Annotated in this window: 13 protein-coding genes and 1 pseudogene; 10 read left to right on the forward strand and 4 right to left on the reverse strand. The window is 41.1% G+C overall.

Annotated features, from left to right (window positions below):
- Nucleotides 1-3: 3 nt before the first annotated feature.
- From BSAG_RS12295 to BSAG_RS12280, 4 genes are all read right to left on the reverse strand, one after another.
- On the reverse strand, nt 4-312 hold the full coding sequence (locus BSAG_RS12295) for a DUF3853 family protein (RefSeq protein ID WP_004292949.1): 309 nt from the start codon (nt 310-312) through the stop codon (nt 4-6).
- A gap of 223 nt (nt 313-535) precedes the next feature.
- On the reverse strand, nt 536-1,573 hold the full coding sequence (locus BSAG_RS12290; protein ID WP_004292950.1) for a hypothetical protein: 1,038 nt from the start codon (nt 1,571-1,573) through the stop codon (nt 536-538).
- 5 nt (nt 1,574-1,578) lie between these two features.
- Nucleotides 1,579-2,877 (reverse strand): YhcG family protein, encoded by a 1,299-nt coding sequence (locus BSAG_RS12285; RefSeq protein WP_004292951.1) that lies wholly within the window; start codon nt 2,875-2,877, stop codon nt 1,579-1,581.
- A 67-nt stretch (nt 2,878-2,944) separates the two neighbouring features.
- The gene (locus tag BSAG_RS12280; RefSeq protein ID WP_008770855.1) at nt 2,945-4,228 is read right to left on the reverse strand and encodes a site-specific integrase; all 1,284 of its coding nucleotides are present in this window, start codon (nt 4,226-4,228) and stop codon (nt 2,945-2,947) included.
- A 689-nt stretch (nt 4,229-4,917) separates the two neighbouring features.
- Between BSAG_RS12280 and BSAG_RS12275 the strand changes: the two genes are divergently transcribed.
- From BSAG_RS12275 to menD, 10 genes and pseudogenes are all read left to right on the forward strand, one after another.
- Nucleotides 4,918-6,045: a GyrI-like domain-containing protein gene (locus BSAG_RS12275; RefSeq protein ID WP_004315189.1), complete on the forward strand. Its 1,128-nt coding sequence runs from the start codon at nt 4,918-4,920 to the stop codon at nt 6,043-6,045.
- Nucleotides 6,042-6,743, forward strand: coding sequence for an epoxyqueuosine reductase (locus tag BSAG_RS12270; protein WP_004315188.1), 702 nt, complete (start codon nt 6,042-6,044; stop codon nt 6,741-6,743). The genes BSAG_RS12275 and BSAG_RS12270 overlap by 4 nt, the downstream gene beginning before the upstream one ends.
- Nucleotides 6,740-6,961 (forward strand): annotated as a pseudogene (locus BSAG_RS12265) (MATE family efflux transporter); the annotation flags it as partial. The gene BSAG_RS12270 and the pseudogene BSAG_RS12265, both read left to right, overlap by 4 nt.
- Before the next feature lie 376 nt (nt 6,962-7,337).
- Nucleotides 7,338-8,273, forward strand: coding sequence for a 23S rRNA (adenine(1618)-N(6))-methyltransferase RlmF (rlmF, locus tag BSAG_RS12260; protein ID WP_004315186.1), 936 nt, complete (start codon nt 7,338-7,340; stop codon nt 8,271-8,273).
- 50 nt (nt 8,274-8,323) lie between these two features.
- Nucleotides 8,324-9,091, forward strand: a complete 768-nt coding sequence (locus BSAG_RS12255; protein ID WP_004315185.1) for an N-acetyltransferase — start codon at nt 8,324-8,326, stop codon at nt 9,089-9,091.
- A 154-nt stretch (nt 9,092-9,245) separates the two neighbouring features.
- The gene (locus BSAG_RS12250) at nt 9,246-11,003 is read left to right on the forward strand and encodes a helix-turn-helix domain-containing protein (RefSeq protein ID WP_004315184.1); all 1,758 of its coding nucleotides are present in this window, start codon (nt 9,246-9,248) and stop codon (nt 11,001-11,003) included.
- A gap of 65 nt (nt 11,004-11,068) precedes the next feature.
- Nucleotides 11,069-11,431 carry a DUF488 domain-containing protein gene (locus BSAG_RS12245; protein WP_004315183.1) on the forward strand — a complete coding sequence of 121 codons (363 nt, stop codon included), beginning with the start codon at nt 11,069-11,071 and terminating at the stop codon, nt 11,429-11,431.
- An 84-nt stretch (nt 11,432-11,515) separates the two neighbouring features.
- The gene (locus tag BSAG_RS12240) at nt 11,516-12,748 is read left to right on the forward strand and encodes a Cof-type HAD-IIB family hydrolase (protein ID WP_004315182.1); all 1,233 of its coding nucleotides are present in this window, start codon (nt 11,516-11,518) and stop codon (nt 12,746-12,748) included.
- Nucleotides 12,745-13,860, forward strand: coding sequence for an isochorismate synthase (locus BSAG_RS12235; protein ID WP_004315181.1), 1,116 nt, complete (start codon nt 12,745-12,747; stop codon nt 13,858-13,860). The genes BSAG_RS12240 and BSAG_RS12235 overlap by 4 nt, the downstream gene beginning before the upstream one ends.
- Before the next feature lie 19 nt (nt 13,861-13,879).
- Nucleotides 13,880-15,547 carry a 2-succinyl-5-enolpyruvyl-6-hydroxy-3-cyclohexene-1-carboxylic-acid synthase gene (gene menD, locus BSAG_RS12230; protein ID WP_004315180.1) on the forward strand — a complete coding sequence of 556 codons (1,668 nt, stop codon included), beginning with the start codon at nt 13,880-13,882 and terminating at the stop codon, nt 15,545-15,547.
- The last annotated feature ends 2 nt before the right edge of the window (nt 15,548-15,549 follow it).

The following is a 15,549-nucleotide window of genomic DNA, read 5'->3' on the forward strand; positions in this document are numbered from 1 at the left end:
CCGTTATTTTCGTCCTCCGGTTTTCTTTCCAGCCAGTTCAAGGGCAAGTTCCGCATCCACGATAATCTTGCGCCCTATTTGCGTAATGGCTTTGTCTATCTTTCCGCTTTTCTTTATACGGTTGGCGGTAGGCAGACTGCACCCGAACAATTTGGCAATGCCAAGTATTCCGTACACATACTTTCTTTCTGTGTCCGTAACGGGCTGTGGCTGCGCTTCCGTTTGGTTGGAAGCGTACTTGCTTAGAAATATGAACTCTTCGCCTGTCATCTGCCAGACGGGTTTTAATAATAACTCTTGAAGATTTGTCATCGTCCAATCTATTTAGTCGTTAAACAATCAGCCCTGCGCACTGGCTGTTATTTCTGTTCTCGAACGATGCAAAATTAGGTATGGCTGTAAGTGGTAAGGATGTGGATAATACAAATGGGATACTGCGCTATCTCATTAAATATCAGACAATAAAAATACCACTCAAAAATTAATTTGAGTGGTAAAAGTGGTAATTTCGTAGAATGTCAGGTTATATCACGAATTATCCGAATATGCTTTCCATTTCCTTTGCGAATTTCTGGTTGCTGTCACTCGGAAAATCGGAAACAGGTTCTTTGTATTTCGACCTGTAATAGCTCTCGTCAATATCCAACAATTTTAATATTTGGCTTCTCCATTCATCCCTGTATTGCTTGGATAGTTTCTCGCTCATCAGGAATATCAGGTAACACACCCGTATCTTTTCCCTTGCCTTGATTTTTAGTTTATTCTTGCAGGGGTACAGGTTTATATTGGCATAGAAATCCGCTATGGTAATGGCTTCGAACTGTTCCCCGACACAGGTTTCATGAATGGGCGAAAGCTGCTTCATGTCAAAATATTCATGTTGTCCCTCCGGGCTATTCTGTACTTCTTCTTGTTCGTTTTGCTTGACTGGTTCATCCTGCTGTTTTTCTTCCCTATCATTAGGAAGGTACTTTTTTAGGACTTCCATAAAAAGAAGACTTAGGCGGTAAACATTGCCGGAAAGGTTTTCTATATATTGAAAAGCCTCTTTCCTGTCTTGCTTTTGCAGTTCATAAAGTTTATCCAATTCTTTCTTTTCCTTGTCGTATTCAGCCTTGCAGCGTTCATATTCCTTTTCTGCCTGTATTTCTTCTTCGTCCGTATGCTCCCGAAAACCAATGAAATCATATCTGTGGTATGCGTCATTCAAAGGCTCGTGCAACTTGGTGGTAATCTCCAACTGGTCTTTAATTGCAGAATTATGCCTGTCTGCGTAGTGAAAACACACACGCTTTATGACGTCATCATTCAGCGGTTTTGTTTCATAAGCCCGTATATTTTTTTCTATTTCGATTTTCAGACTATTGAGAATCAATGTGTATTGTTCTTTCTGCTTGTCAAGTACCAGTTCAAGGATAGCGGCTTCAAAAGCCTTTGTATCATTGTGCTGCCTGTAAAAGTCGGTGATGAATTTCTGCTTGTCAAAAGAAAAAGCATAATTGGTTACCCAATCATTATATATTCTATTGAGTTCTCCATATTGGGGAATCAGTTTGTTTATTTCTCCTGCCATAGACTTCAATTTTGGGGATTATTGTCCTTGTCAAGGAAAGATGCCAGTTCTTCTTCCACCTCTTCCACACTTGGCAAAGCTGATTTCAAGTTTTCGGGTATAGCCTTGCTCAGTTGATAATCGCTGATGCCTATCGGTTGGTCGTAGCCTGTCAATGCGTATTGTGCTACCACCTCATCTTTTCCTTTGCACAGCAACAGCCCGATAGTCTTGTTGTCATTTTTTCCCCTCAGTTTGTCATCCACCACATTGATGTAGAAATTCAGTTGCCCTGCATACTCCGGTTTGAATGGAGTAGCTTTCAGTTCTACAACAATGTATGCGTGTAGCGGAATAGAATATAGAATCAAGTCGGCAAAGAAATCACTGTTACCTATTTGAAAATGCTTCTGCCGGGCGACAAAGGCAAAACCATTGCCCATTTCCAACAAATAACGGGTAACGTGCTTTACCAGCTGCTCTTCTATGTCCCTTTCGTCTGCCTTTTCTTTCGCTCCAGCCAAATCGAAGATGTACGGGTCTTTCAATAGGTAATTGGCAAGGTCGCTTTGTGGTGCTGGAAGTGTGGCTGTGAAATTGTTTACCTTGTTGTTGTTGATTTGTCTGTTATATAGGTTGTTTTCAATTTGCATTTTCAGCACATTGCTACTCCAGCCCATTTCTACAGCCTGTTTCATATACCAATATCCTATGCCTAACGGTAACGAACCGTTAAGTATGACCATTTGGCTTGCCCAGTTTATTTTGGCAACAGGGGATTTCAGGAAAACTTTTTCTATTTCCCTAATCTCCATCCTGTAAATGGCAGAAACTGTTTTCTCCACATCCTGAATTTGCGCAGGAACTTCCTGCGTAATTTCTAAAGATTGACAATCAGCGGATTGTATTTGCGCAGTAAGTTCCTGCGTAAATTGTCCGTTGTTCAGTTTCAATACTTCATCTGTAACATTCTGTATGCTTGGAACAGACAGCCTTGTGTCTGTATCAATGAAACTTCGTAGCACGTTCAACGGATATGACCGTGCAAATTGGCACATATAAGTAAGGTTACGCTCCGAATAACCTTTCTTTTCGGGGTAATTGAACCGGATAGCCTTTGCCAGTTGCTTGATGATTTTGCTTCCCCAGCCTTGCAAGTTCTGATGATACAGGATATAGTTGCCCATTTTCCAGTAATGGAACAGCATTTGCGCATTGGCTGCGGCAATCAGCCGGACTTGCGCCTGTTCTATTTCCGAACCGACGGCATGAACAAATGCGTCAAAGTCCGTTCTTCCTATATGATATTCTCTGTTATTTTCCATTCTAATGTTTATTGTTGTCGCAAATATAATTCAAATAGCTGATAATCTATGAAACTGATTGATACTTTTATAGTTGGTTAAACTTGTTCATGGCATTTGCCTTAATATCATCCGCTATGTCAATATAGGGTTTCATGGCTTTATAGTCACTGTGCCCCGTCCATTTCATCACGACTTGTGCCGGAATACCGAGAGCCAGCGCATTACAGATGAATGTTCTTCTTCCTGCATGGGTGGTTAATAATGCGTATTTCGGGGTGACTTCATCTATACGTTCATTTCCTTTATAATATGTTTCCCGTACAGGCTCGTTGATTTCAGCCAGTTCCCCCAGTTCTTTCAGATAATCATTCATCTTCTGATTGCTGATAACAGGCAGTGCCATGTGGTTTTCAAAATGGACTTCCTTGTATTTTTCGAGTATGGTTTTACTGTGGTCGTTCAGTTCAATTATCAGGCTGTCTGCCGTTTTGACTGTGGTAACTTCGATGTGGTCGGGTTTCACATCGCTTCTTTTCAGATTACGAACATCTGAATATCGCAGGCTTGTGAAGCAACAGAACAGAAAAACATCCCTGACACGTTCCAGATATTGTTTGTCTTTCGGTATCCGATAATCTTTCAGCCTGTTCAATTCGTCCCAAGTCAGGAATATCACCTTTTTAGAGGTGGTTTTCAATTTGGGCTTGAAAGTGTCGTATGCAATATTCTGATGATGCCCTTTCTTGAAGCTCCAGCGCAGAAACCATTTGAGGAATCCCATCTGTTTGCCGATGGTGCTGTTCCTCATATCCTTTTTGTCACGCAGGAAATTTACATACTCGTTCAAGCCGAACTCGTTGAAGTATTCAAAGGTTACATCTTCCTTGAACTCTTTGAGGTGGTTTTTCACTGTTGAGAATTTCTCGTAGGTGGATGCCGTCCAGTTATTCTGATTGCCACACTCCTTTACAAACTCATCGAATACTTCCCAAAAACTTATTTGTGTTTCTTCCTGCTGCTCTTCGCTGGTGTCTTTCATCCGCAGGTTGAACGCATCCTTTAGCTGTTGGGTGGTCGGTATGGTTTCCTGTACCTCAAACTCCTTGAACACGTTTTGAATCTCGGCATAATATTTCAGCAAGTCCGCATTGATTTCGGATGCGCTTTGTTTTAGTTTGTTGGTGCATCCGTTCTTTACCCGTTGTTTGTCGGCATCCCATTTGGCTACGTCAATCCGGTAGCCTGTTGTAAACTCGATGCGTTGGCTTGCGTATATGACACGCATACGGATGGGTACGTTCTCTACGATTGGCACACCGTTCTTTTTCCGGCTTTCCAATGCAAAAATGATGTTACGTTTGATATTCATAATTGGGTGCGTTTGAAATTCTACACCCAAATATACACCCAATATTTGGAATAGCAAAAGATATTCAGAAAGATTTAGATTTACTCTGCGCTTTAGATAGTATATGATTATCAGTGATTTGCAATTTTATGATATTTCTTGAAAGCATAGGTTCGAGAGCCTGTCTCTCCGCTGAACTATCCGGACAAAACCGGGCAATGAACAGTCAAGTCCCACAAATTCAATGATTTGTGGGACTTTTTTTATCCCATTATGTCTGCTCTACCGGACATCATTTAGACGGCTCAGTCTGAATACTGGATCAGCCTGAATATTTGGAGCCATTCACCGAAAATGTAAAAATAGAGGCAGATATGCAATACCTCTAGAAAAGAACACTAGAATACATAGTATCCAATATAGAGAACGGCTATTTTAAACCACTAGTGTCTATTTAGGACATATTCGAATTTATAGAAACATCTATCGATGGTATTCAACGGGATATAGTACTGCATCAATGCTATCAGCTTGAAGTATATACTACTTTTATACCTAAAAAGCTTGATCCGCAAAAAGTTGATGAACGTGTTATACAAAAATGTGATTTACCTGCTTGGAGGAGATTATGATAAAGTAAAAGATAGCCATTTAGGGTAACCCTTTCCGTAATTTATTGAGTAATTTTGCACTTAAATAATGAGACGTGTATGAACATTAATACTGAAACAAAATATTGCCAAACGTGTGGAATACCCTTAGATATAGATTATGCCAGTTTAGAGGAAGGTCAGAATGAGGAATATTGCGACTACTGCCTAAAAAATGGAGTTAAGTCGTATGACTTCTCAATGGATTACCTCATCTACCTTTGGGGGCTTTTCCCCGAAGAATATTATAGAGAGGTCGGAATAAGCTATTCTTCATCGGAATTAAGGGAAATTATGTCCAAACGATTGCCGGAAATCAAAAGATGGAAGCAAAAAATCAACACTGCCCATGTGCAGTACGAATTAATTATAAAAGTTCAGGAATACATTAACTGCCACTTGTTTGACGACCTCGATTCAGACAGGCTATCCCAAGTTGCAGGTATTTCTAAATTTCATTTTCGTAGACTTTTTAAAGCAATCTGTGGTGATAGTCTTGGAAATTACATCTTCCGGCTAAGATTGGAGTACATTGCATTTAAGTTAATATCGACAGATACAAGTGTTCCTGAACTTCTTAGTCAAATCAATTATCAGAATAAACATACGCTTTCAAGAGCATTTAAAAGTTATTTTAATTGTTCTATACCAGAATTTCGCAAGAAACATTCCAATGCTCGCCCCGAAGGAAAGAATCCAATACAGGTTGAGTTGAGCATAAAGAAAGTGCACAACATGCGCATTGCCTATTTGAAGTTGGAAAGGACAAATAACATCAGTCATAGTTTTTCTCTCTTATGGAAACAGTTGTTACAATTCTCCGAAAACTATGAACTGCCATCAAAAGGATGCCAATATGTAAGCCTGACTCTTGATTATCCTTTGATTACGCCTGAGGAGCACAGCCGTTTTATGGTTGGAGTAACCTTGCCTCAATCATTTGAGACCCCTAAAGGCTTTGGCATGTATGAAATTTCTTCGGGCGAATATGCCATCTTTCGTTTCAAAGGATTATACCACGAGCTAAATAGGGTGTATCGCCATATCTACCTTGACTGGTTGCCCACAAGTGATTATACGTTGCGAGAGCCTTTCACTTTTGAAACGTATATCAATACACCTGAGAAAACTCCGGCTTCGGAGTTGATAACAGCTATTTATATCCCTGTAACAAGAAAAGAAACATGAAATACCTGAATCAAGAGATAGAAAACGAATTAAGAAATCAAGGAGCAGAACTGATACGCTTTGTTGATATATCACACTTGAGTGAAACACAAAACAGGCAATTCCCTCATGCCATTGTATTTGCACTTCCGCTGACAGCCGGATATATAAAAGAAGTATGTGATACCCCCGATTACGTACAGGCCCGGATAGATGACAATTATAATTTCGATGACGACGAATACTCCATTACCGAAAACAGGACTCATAAATTGGCAGATAACATGGCAGCGTATATAGCAGAAAAAGGATACAACGCTTTTTCGCAATCGGATGAAAACCTTATTGCCGAGGGAAAATTTGATGCAGCACATAAAGAGTCTCTTTTGCCGAATAAAACGATAGCCTTGCTCGCCGGATTAGGGTGGATTGGAAAAAACAATCTGTTAATCACTCCTGAATATGGTGCGGCACAGTGTCTCGGTACAGTTTTAACCGATGCCCCGTTGGAAACGTTTTTGTGTGAGACTCTCCATCCGCATTGCGGAAAGTGCACTGCTTGTGTCAATATCTGCGAGAGAAAAGTTCTTAAAGGTAAGGTTTGGAGCACCTCTGTTTCAAGAGATGAAATCGTCGATGTATATGGATGCAGCACCTGCTTAAAGTGTTTAGTTCATTGCCCGTATACTCGTCGGTATTGTAAACAATTAACAAAATGAGGAGAAATAACAACATAAAATATACCTATAAACAAATTGGGGGTATCACATTTCCCATTCTTATCAGCCTGCTGATGGAGATGATGATAGGCGTTACGGACACAGCCTTTCTGGGTCGTGTCGGAGAGATCGAGTTGGGAGCATCTGCCATCTCGGGGGTGTTCTACTTGATTATATTTATGGTTGCTTTCGGTTTCAGTGTCGGAGCTCAGATTCTTGCGATTTCCTCTTTTGTTTTTAAGTTATTAATTTCACATTTCGGCAATAAATTGTTCCAAAATGATATTTCTTTTTGAGATTTTTCTAACATATTTACCCATTGTGTATAGATAGGATTTATCAAGCAAGCCTCACCATATCTTGCTCTAAACAAAGTCCAATGATAAGTCGGTGCCAAGAGGGTATCCTTTTCGGACCCCCTCATCTTATGTCTAAGTTTAAATATTAGTAATTAAAGACTTGCAAAATTGAAACATAATCTATAACTCGGCAGATAAAAGAAGAACCGAAAAAAGACACCGAATGTTAGTGATGTTATGAGGTAAGAGTTAGGGAAAATTTGCAGACAGGAAATTTCTCTGTATCTTTGCCGACATGGCGCAAAAAGGTGAGTTACATATAAGAAATAAGCACAATGGTCAATACGATTTTCTGTTGTTGATAGAAAATTATCCTCCACTTAAGAGATTCGTATCACTTAATCCTCTGGGTGTACAAACTATAAACTTTTTTAATCCGCAAGCAGTAAAAGCTTTAAATAAAGCATTATTAATCAGTTATTATGGCATTCGGTACTGGGATATACCGAAACAATACTTGTGTCCACCCATTCCTGGAAGAGCGGATTATATTCATTATATTGCCGATCTTATTCAGCCGGATAGGGTAGCGAACGATTTGCAGACAGAGGAGGAAGATGCGAACGAACAGAAAACGAAATGCAGATGTCTGGATGTTGGGGTAGGTGCAAATTGTATTTATCCGATTATAGGGCACACAGAATATGGATGGACATTTGTGGGCAGTGATATTGATCCGGTCTCGATTGAGAATGCACGGAAGATAGTGACTTGCAACCCGGTATTGGCACATAAGATTGACTTGCGACTTCAGAAAGACAGTCGGAAAATTTTTGATGGAATTATCATGCCTGGCGAGTATTTTGATGTTACGATCTGTAACCCTCCGTTTCATAGCTCGAAGGAAGAAGCGGAAGACGGAACCTTGCGCAAATTGAGTAGCCTGAAGGGGACGAAGGTGAAAAAAGTACAATTAAATTTTGGCGGGAGTGCAAATGAACTTTGGTGTGAGGGTGGAGAAATCCGTTTTATACTGAATATGATCTCCGAGAGTCAGAAATATCAGAAGAACTGTGGATGGTTTACCAGCTTGGTTTCAAAAGAAAAGAATCTTGAAAAGCTATGTGCTAAATTGAAGTCTGTGAATGTATCGGAATATAAGATTATCAGAATGCAGCAGGGAACTAAAAGCAGCAGAATATTAGCTTGGCGATTTTCTAATAACTCATAATAATGAGTGCTTATTGATCTGTTATTTTTAAACCTATTAAATAAAATATTATGGAAACAAATTACATCACTTTGACGAAGGAGAATATTGCGGACGAACATATATGCTGTGCCTTTTCGGATAAGAAATGCAAAGATAGTTATGAGTTAAAAAAAGCATGGCTGAAAAAAGAGTTTGATAATGGTTATGTTTTCAGACGTATTGACGAACGGGCGAAAGTGTTCATCGAATATGGTCCTGCTGAAAAGGCGTGGGTTCCTGTCAGTGCTCCTAATTATCTGATGATAAATTGTTTCTGGGTGTCGGGTAAATATAAAGGATGCGGGCATGGTAAGGCTTTGCTGCAGTCTGCTATTGATGATGCGAAATTGCAGGGAAAAGATGGTTTAGTTACCGTAGTGGGCACTTCTAAATTTCATTTTATGAGTGATACAAAATGGCTGCTGCGACAAGGTTTCCAAACTATAGAAAAACTTCCTTACGGATTCAGTTTGTTGGCTTTGAAAATAAATCCGGCTGTTCCCGATCCTTCATTCAACGACAGTGTATTGACAGGTGAGTGTCCTGACCGGGATGGAATAGTAGTGTATTATACTCATCGCTGTCCGTTTACAGAATTCCATGTTCGCGGTTCTTTGGTCAATGCAGCCAAGAGTAAGGATCTCCCATTAAAAATAATAGAATTAGAAACCATGGAACAAGCACAAAATGCGCCTACACCAGCCACTATCTTTACTCTTTTTTATAATGGGAAGTTTGTTACAACCGATTTGAGCGCGTGTATTGAAGCCCGGTTGGGGAAGGCTTTAGGCTTGTGATTCTGTGAGATGAAGATTTATCAGAAACTAGGATTGGGATAAGAAGATAGCTAATGTTTCTTATTTTAATTTTGCAAAATTAAGATGCACCTTGCACTTTTTGTGGAAAATACATATCTTTGGATGCTGAATGATTAAAACACGGTAAGATCTTATGCGTTTTTTTGTATGTATTTTGGTGCTTTTATTTGTACACAATCAATTTTCGAGGGCTGATAAAACTTTAACTGATGATTCTCTGTATACGGAGAAATATATCAGGAATATTTATATTCCCGAACCTAGGCGTGCTCTGCAATTACTGGACGAAGCGGAGGACAGGAAAACGATTCCTTTGCGGGTTGTAAATGAATTGCGTAGTTTATCATATAGTAATATGTATATGAATAAATTGGCATTTATGTATGCAAGGAAAGCTTATTTGCTTGATTCCATATATCAAAAAGATCCGAAACACATGCTGAAAATGACAGTACATTTGGCTGAGTTTTCGGCAATGATGAGTAAATATAATGAAAGTATGCGTTATGCACTAGATGGAATCAGGCAGGCGCAAGAGTTAGGGAACAGGGAAGCCAAAGCCAGGTTATTTTTCTGTATGGGGGAGAATAATTGGAGATTATCTTTTAAAGATAAAGCATACGATTATTTTAACCGGACTATTGAGCTTTTGCGGGGCTCAAAGGAGATGCGGGAAATGATGCTGCTCTCTTATTACTATGGAGCAGAAATGAGCTTTTTAATGAATGATTCTCGAATTGATGAGGCATTGAAAGTGGGTTTTGAGCGTGAAAAGCAGATTAAACGGCTTAAGGAAGTACCTCAAATCTCTGAAGATTATGTAGATGGCCAATATAGTTATTTATATGCCAAATTAGCCTACATCTATTGTATGGAGAAGAAATATGAGAAGGCGGAGCAATATTATCAGAAATACTTATCAAAGAAAGAGTCTCATACTCCCGACGGAAAAATGTACTCGGTTCCTTATTTGGCGCTTTCCGGACAATATGAAAAGGTTATTGATAATTGCAGGGGGTTCAAGGAATTGATGAGAACCCAGCAGGATACTTTGAATGAACAGTATCTGACTGTCCTTCGACAGGAAGTGAAGGCATATTTGGGTATGCATAAATACAAAGAAGCTGCCGAGATACGTGAAACGATTTTAACTATAACAGATAGTATCAATACCCGGGATAGAAACAATGCTGCATTGGAATTGAATGCAATGTACGGCGCTTCTGAAAAAGAAGAATATATTGCCGAACAGGCTTTTCAATTAAAAATAAGAAATATTACCCTCTGTTTTCTTGCGTGTATTGTTGTGTTGACTCTGTTTATCGTTTGGCGTTTGTGGCATTTCAATCATATAGTCGAATATAAGAACAGGATGCTTGCCAGGCTTATAAACGAGAAATTTGCTAATAGAAAAGATGGGAACCAGCTATCGGAAGTATACGAACAACTGGCTGTTGTGTCGGAGGTTGAACCGGAACGTATTTCACCCGAAGAACTGGAAGAACTTGCTAACGATACAGATAAAGAAAGTGGGGAAGAAGAAGAGAATAAAAAGATATTTCAGGAACTGAATGATATCGTGATTCAGAAACAGTTATATCTTTCTTCAGAATTGTCGAGAGAAGATCTGGCACAAATCGTACATCTGAATAACGCACGTTTTGCGAGGATGATAAGAGAATGTACCGGAACCAATTTCAATGGATATATCAATGAATTGCGCATTAATTATGCCATTGAACTGATGAAAAAGCATCCTAATTATACGATACGTGCCATTGCGGATGAGGCCGGATTTAATAGCACCCCGATTTTATACAATCTTTTTAAGAAAAAGACGGGAATGACTCCTTACGAATTTAAAAAAGCACAGGATTCGTTACAGAATTGAGTGGATTCTGCTAAACAATTTTCGCATTTTCCGGTTTATCTATTTATAATTAACTATTAATAGAAATGATACAGGTAAGGATAAAGCGGGTTTACGACGATTTTTCAGAAACAGATGGCTACCGGGTACTGGTAGATAAATTATGGCCACGTGGAATGAAGAAAGAATGGCTGAAGTACGATTATTGGGCAAAAGACATCACACCGTCTTCCACATTGCGTAGATGGTTTCACGAAGATATTCCCGGACACTGGGAAGATTTTGTCGTACAGTATCAGAAAGAACTTGACGCTTCTTCCTCAACGGCTGATTTTCTGACTCTTATCAAGCCGCATCCGGTGATAACATTGCTTTACGCTTCCAAAGAACCGGTGTATAATCATGCCCGTATCCTCCGCGATTATCTGGAAATGCGTTTGAAAGATTGAAATTAAAGTAATTTTTATCTGTTTACGCTTTCTGTCGTTCACTCAATTTCCTACCTTTGTAATCTAAATCAAAATCGTGTAATCATGAAGTATAAATTATTGGTTCTTGATGTAGACGGAACACTCCTCAATGATGCGAAAGAAATTAGTAAGCGTACATTGGCTGCCCTGTTGAAGGTTCAGCAAATGGGAGTACGTATTGTGCTGGCATCCGGCAGACCTACTTATGGCCTGATGCCGCTGGCCAAGATGCTTGAACTTGGAAACTATGGAGGTTTTATCCTTTCCTATAATGGCTGTCAGATTATCAATGCACAAAACGGGGAAATTCTGTTTGAACGTCGGATTAATCCCGAAATGTTGCCGTATCTGGAAAAGAAAGCCCGTAAAAACGGTTTTGCCTTATTCACTTATCATGATGATACGATCATAACGGATTCTCCTGAAAATGAACATATCCAAAATGAAGCCCGGTTGAATAACCTGCAAATAATCAAAGAAGAAGAATTTTCTGCTGCCGTTGATTTTGCTCCTTGTAAGTGTATGCTGGTGAGCGATGACGAAGAAGCACTGGTTGGTCTGGAAGATCACTGGAAGAGACGATTGAACGGAGCGTTGGACGTATTCCGTTCGGAACCATATTTTCTGGAAGTAGTTCCCTGCGCTATCGACAAAGCCAACTCTTTGGGTGCTTTGCTGGAGGTACTGGATGTGAAGCGTGAGGAAGTGATTGCTGTGGGCGACGGTGTGTGTGACGTAACAATGATTCAATTGGCCGGGCTGGGCGTAGCTATGGGACATTCACAAGACTCGGTGAAAGCCTGTGCCGACTATGTGACTGCTTCGAATGAGGAAGACGGAGTGGCCGTTGCAGTGGAGAAGGCTATTATAGCCGAAGTGCGTGCAGCCGAAATTCCCCTTGACCAACTGAATGCGCAGGCACGCCATGCATTAATGGGAAACTTGGGAATTCAATATACATACGCCGACGAAGATCGTGTGGAAGCAACGATGCCGGTAGACCATCGTACCCGTCAGCCTTTTGGTATTTTGCATGGTGGAGCTACTCTTGCGTTGGCGGAAACAGTTGCCGGACTCGGTTCGATGATTCTTTGCCAGCCGGACGAGATTGTAGTAGGAATGCAGGTCAGCGGAAACCATATATCTTCTGCACATGAAGGAGATACCGTGCGTGCAGTAGGAACAGTTGTACATAAAGGACGTTCCTCCCACGTATGGAATGTAGACGTGTTTACTTCAACAAACAAACTGGTGTCTTCCATACGGGTAGTCAACAGTGTGATGAAAAAGAGATGACCGACGAAGAAATAAGTAACTTGACAACTATTGATGCATTTATTCAGCGGAAGCAGCCGTTTGCTGTTTACCGTATTCCCGGAGAGAAAGTTCCCCGTCTGTTGACGCAGGCGGAAGGAGTGGTCCGTTTGATATACGATTTGAAAGAACTGAACGGACAGAGAGGATTTGTAATTGCTCCGTTTCAGGTGAGTGAGTCATGTCCGGTTGTATTGATTCAACCCGATCAGTGGGGGCAGCCTTTACCGGTGGATGATGATACGGAAGAAGACCGGGAGATAGCCTTGCGCCTGCAAGGGCAAGAATCATTTCTGACTTCTTCCACGGAAGAATATACGGCATGCTTTCATACCTTTATAAATGCGTTACGTGACAGGACTTTTGATAAACTAGTGCTTTCCCGTCATCTTACAGTTGATAAAGTAGCTGATTTCTCTCCTTCGTCCATCTTTCGGGCGGCTTGTAAACGTTATATTCATTCGTATATATACTTATGTTATACTCCGCAGACAGGGATCTGGCTGGGAAGCACTCCCGAAATCATTTTATCGGGTGAGAAAGACGAATGGCATACGGTTGCGCTGGCCGGAACACAGCCTTTGCAAGATGGCAGACTGCCGCAAGTATGGGATGAAAAGAACCGGAAAGAACAAGATTATGTTGCTTCTTATATCCGTCGGCAGCTTCTTTCACTGGATATTCATTCTACAGAAAACGGGCCATATCCTGCTTATGCCGGTGCTTTGTCACATTTAAAAACTGATTTCCGTTTTTCTTTGAAAGATAATAAAGGTTTGGGAGACCTTCTGAAAGTTTTGCATCCGACACCTGCCGTATGCGGCTTGCCGAAGGAAGAAGCCTATCAGTTTATTTTGCAGAATGAAGGTTACGACCGCTGCTATTACTCCGGCTTTATCGGATGGCTCGATCCGGGAGGGCGAACAGACTTGTATGTAAACCTGCGCTGTATGCATATCGAAGATAAACAACTCACTCTTTATGCCGGCGGTGGATTATTGGCCTCTTCGGAACTGAATGACGAATGGCTGGAAACGGAGAAAAAGTTGCAAACCATCAAACGGCTGATTGCAGTGCCTCCTTTAAAATCATAAACTATTAATAATTATCATCATGTATACAGACAAGAAGAACATACTCCAGTTGGTTGCGTTGCTTGAGGCGCATGGGATTACTAAGGTTGTGTTGTGTCCGGGTAGTCGTAACACCCCCATAGTGCATACTTTGTCTAACCATCCGAATTTTACCTGCTATCCGGTGACGGATGAACGGAGTGCCGGCTATTTTGCCATCGGTCTTGCGTTGAATGGTGGTAAGCCTGCTGCTGTCTGCTGCACTTCCGGTACTGCATTATTAAACCTTCATCCGGCTGTGGCAGAAGCATTTTATCAAAATGTTCCTCTGGTCATTATTTCTGCGGATCGTCCCGCTGCCTGGATCGGGCAGATGGATGGACAGACAGTACCACAACCAGGCGTATTTCAGACATTGGTTAAGAAGTCGGTAAACCTTCCGGAGATTCATACGGAAGAAGATGAATGGTATTGCAATCGTCTGGTGAATGAAGCTTTGCTGGAAACGAACCATCATGGAAAAGGACCGGTACATATCAATATCCCTATTTCTGAACCGTTGTTCCAGTTTACGGTCGATTCGCTTCCTGAAGTGCGTGTCATTACCCGTTATCAGGGGTTGAACGTCTACGATCGTGATTATAACGATTTGGTCGACCGGATGAATAAATACCAGAAGCGTATGATTATCATCGGTCAGATGAATCTTATCTATCTGTTTGAAAAGAGATATATCAAGTTATTATATAAACATTTTGCCTGGTTGACGGAACATATCGGCAACCAGACCGTTCCCGGTATTCCGGTAAAGAACTTTGATGCGGCGCTTTATGCCATGCCCGAAGAGAAGGTCGGCCAGATGGTTCCGGAGTTGTTGATTACTTATGGAGGACATGTCGTTTCCAAACGGCTGAAGAAGTTTCTCCGTCAGCATCCGCCTAAAGAACATTGGCACGTATCGCCGGATGGCGAGGTGGTCGATTTGTACGGCTCATTAACTACGGTGATCGAAATGGACCCGTTCGAGTTTCTGGAGAAGATAGCCAGTTTGCTGGACAATCGGACTCCTGAATATCCCCGTGTGTGGGAAAACTATTGCAAGATCATTCCCGAACCGGAGTTTGCCTATTCGGAAATGTCTGCCATCGGTACGTTGTTGAAAGCCTTGCCGGAGTCATGTGCGTTGCATCTGGCTAACAGTTCGGTGGTGCGCTATGCACAATTATACTCTATTCCTTCTACGATTGAAGTTTGTTGCAACCGGGGAACAAACGGTATTGAAGGCTCGCTGTCTACGGCTGTCGGTTATGCGGCAGCTTCCGACAAACTGAACTTTATAGCTATCGGAGATTTGAGCTTCTTCTATGATATGAATGCGTTGTGGAACGTCAATGTTCGCTCCAATCTGCGTGTTCTTCTGTTAAATAATGGAGGAGGAGAGATTTTCCATACCTTGCCGGGATTGGATATGTCGGGTACCTCACATAAATTTATTGCGGCAGTTCATAAAACATCGGCCAAAGGTTGGGCAGAAGAGCGTGGGTTTCTCTATCTGCAAGCGCAAAATGACGAAGAACTGGCTGAAGCGATGAAAACTTTCACTCAACCGGAAGCTATGGAGCAGCCTGTGCTCTTGGAGGTGTTTACCAACAAAAACAAGGACGCGCGCATGTTGAAGAATTATTATCATCAATTAAAACAAAAATAGAT

It is taken from the genome of Bacteroides sp. D1, from assembly GCF_000157095.2.
GTDB classification, from domain to species: Bacteria; Bacteroidota; Bacteroidia; order Bacteroidales; family Bacteroidaceae; genus Bacteroides; species Bacteroides xylanisolvens.

What these genes read in the sequence shown, in the direction of transcription:
- BSAG_RS12295 (WP_004292949.1), bottom strand. Translation starts at nt 312, where the DNA reads ATGACAAATCTTCAAGAGTTATTATTAAAACCCGTCTGGCAGATGACA.
- BSAG_RS12290 (WP_004292950.1), bottom strand. Translation starts at nt 1,573, where the DNA reads ATGGCAGGAGAAATAAACAAACTGATTCCCCAATATGGAGAACTCAAT.
- BSAG_RS12285 (WP_004292951.1), bottom strand. Translation starts at nt 2,877, where the DNA reads ATGGAAAATAACAGAGAATATCATATAGGAAGAACGGACTTTGACGCA.
- BSAG_RS12280 (WP_008770855.1), bottom strand. Translation starts at nt 4,228, where the DNA reads ATGAATATCAAACGTAACATCATTTTTGCATTGGAAAGCCGGAAAAAG.
- BSAG_RS12275 (WP_004315189.1), top strand. Translation starts at nt 4,918, where the DNA reads ATGAACATTAATACTGAAACAAAATATTGCCAAACGTGTGGAATACCC.
- BSAG_RS12270 (WP_004315188.1), top strand. Translation starts at nt 6,042, where the DNA reads ATGAAATACCTGAATCAAGAGATAGAAAACGAATTAAGAAATCAAGGA.
- rlmF (WP_004315186.1), top strand. Translation starts at nt 7,338, where the DNA reads ATGGCGCAAAAAGGTGAGTTACATATAAGAAATAAGCACAATGGTCAA.
- BSAG_RS12255 (WP_004315185.1), top strand. Translation starts at nt 8,324, where the DNA reads ATGGAAACAAATTACATCACTTTGACGAAGGAGAATATTGCGGACGAA.
- BSAG_RS12250 (WP_004315184.1), top strand. Translation starts at nt 9,246, where the DNA reads ATGCGTTTTTTTGTATGTATTTTGGTGCTTTTATTTGTACACAATCAA.
- BSAG_RS12245 (WP_004315183.1), top strand. Translation starts at nt 11,069, where the DNA reads ATGATACAGGTAAGGATAAAGCGGGTTTACGACGATTTTTCAGAAACA.
- BSAG_RS12240 (WP_004315182.1), top strand. Translation starts at nt 11,516, where the DNA reads ATGAAGTATAAATTATTGGTTCTTGATGTAGACGGAACACTCCTCAAT.
- BSAG_RS12235 (WP_004315181.1), top strand. Translation starts at nt 12,745, where the DNA reads ATGACCGACGAAGAAATAAGTAACTTGACAACTATTGATGCATTTATT.
- menD (WP_004315180.1), top strand. Translation starts at nt 13,880, where the DNA reads ATGTATACAGACAAGAAGAACATACTCCAGTTGGTTGCGTTGCTTGAG.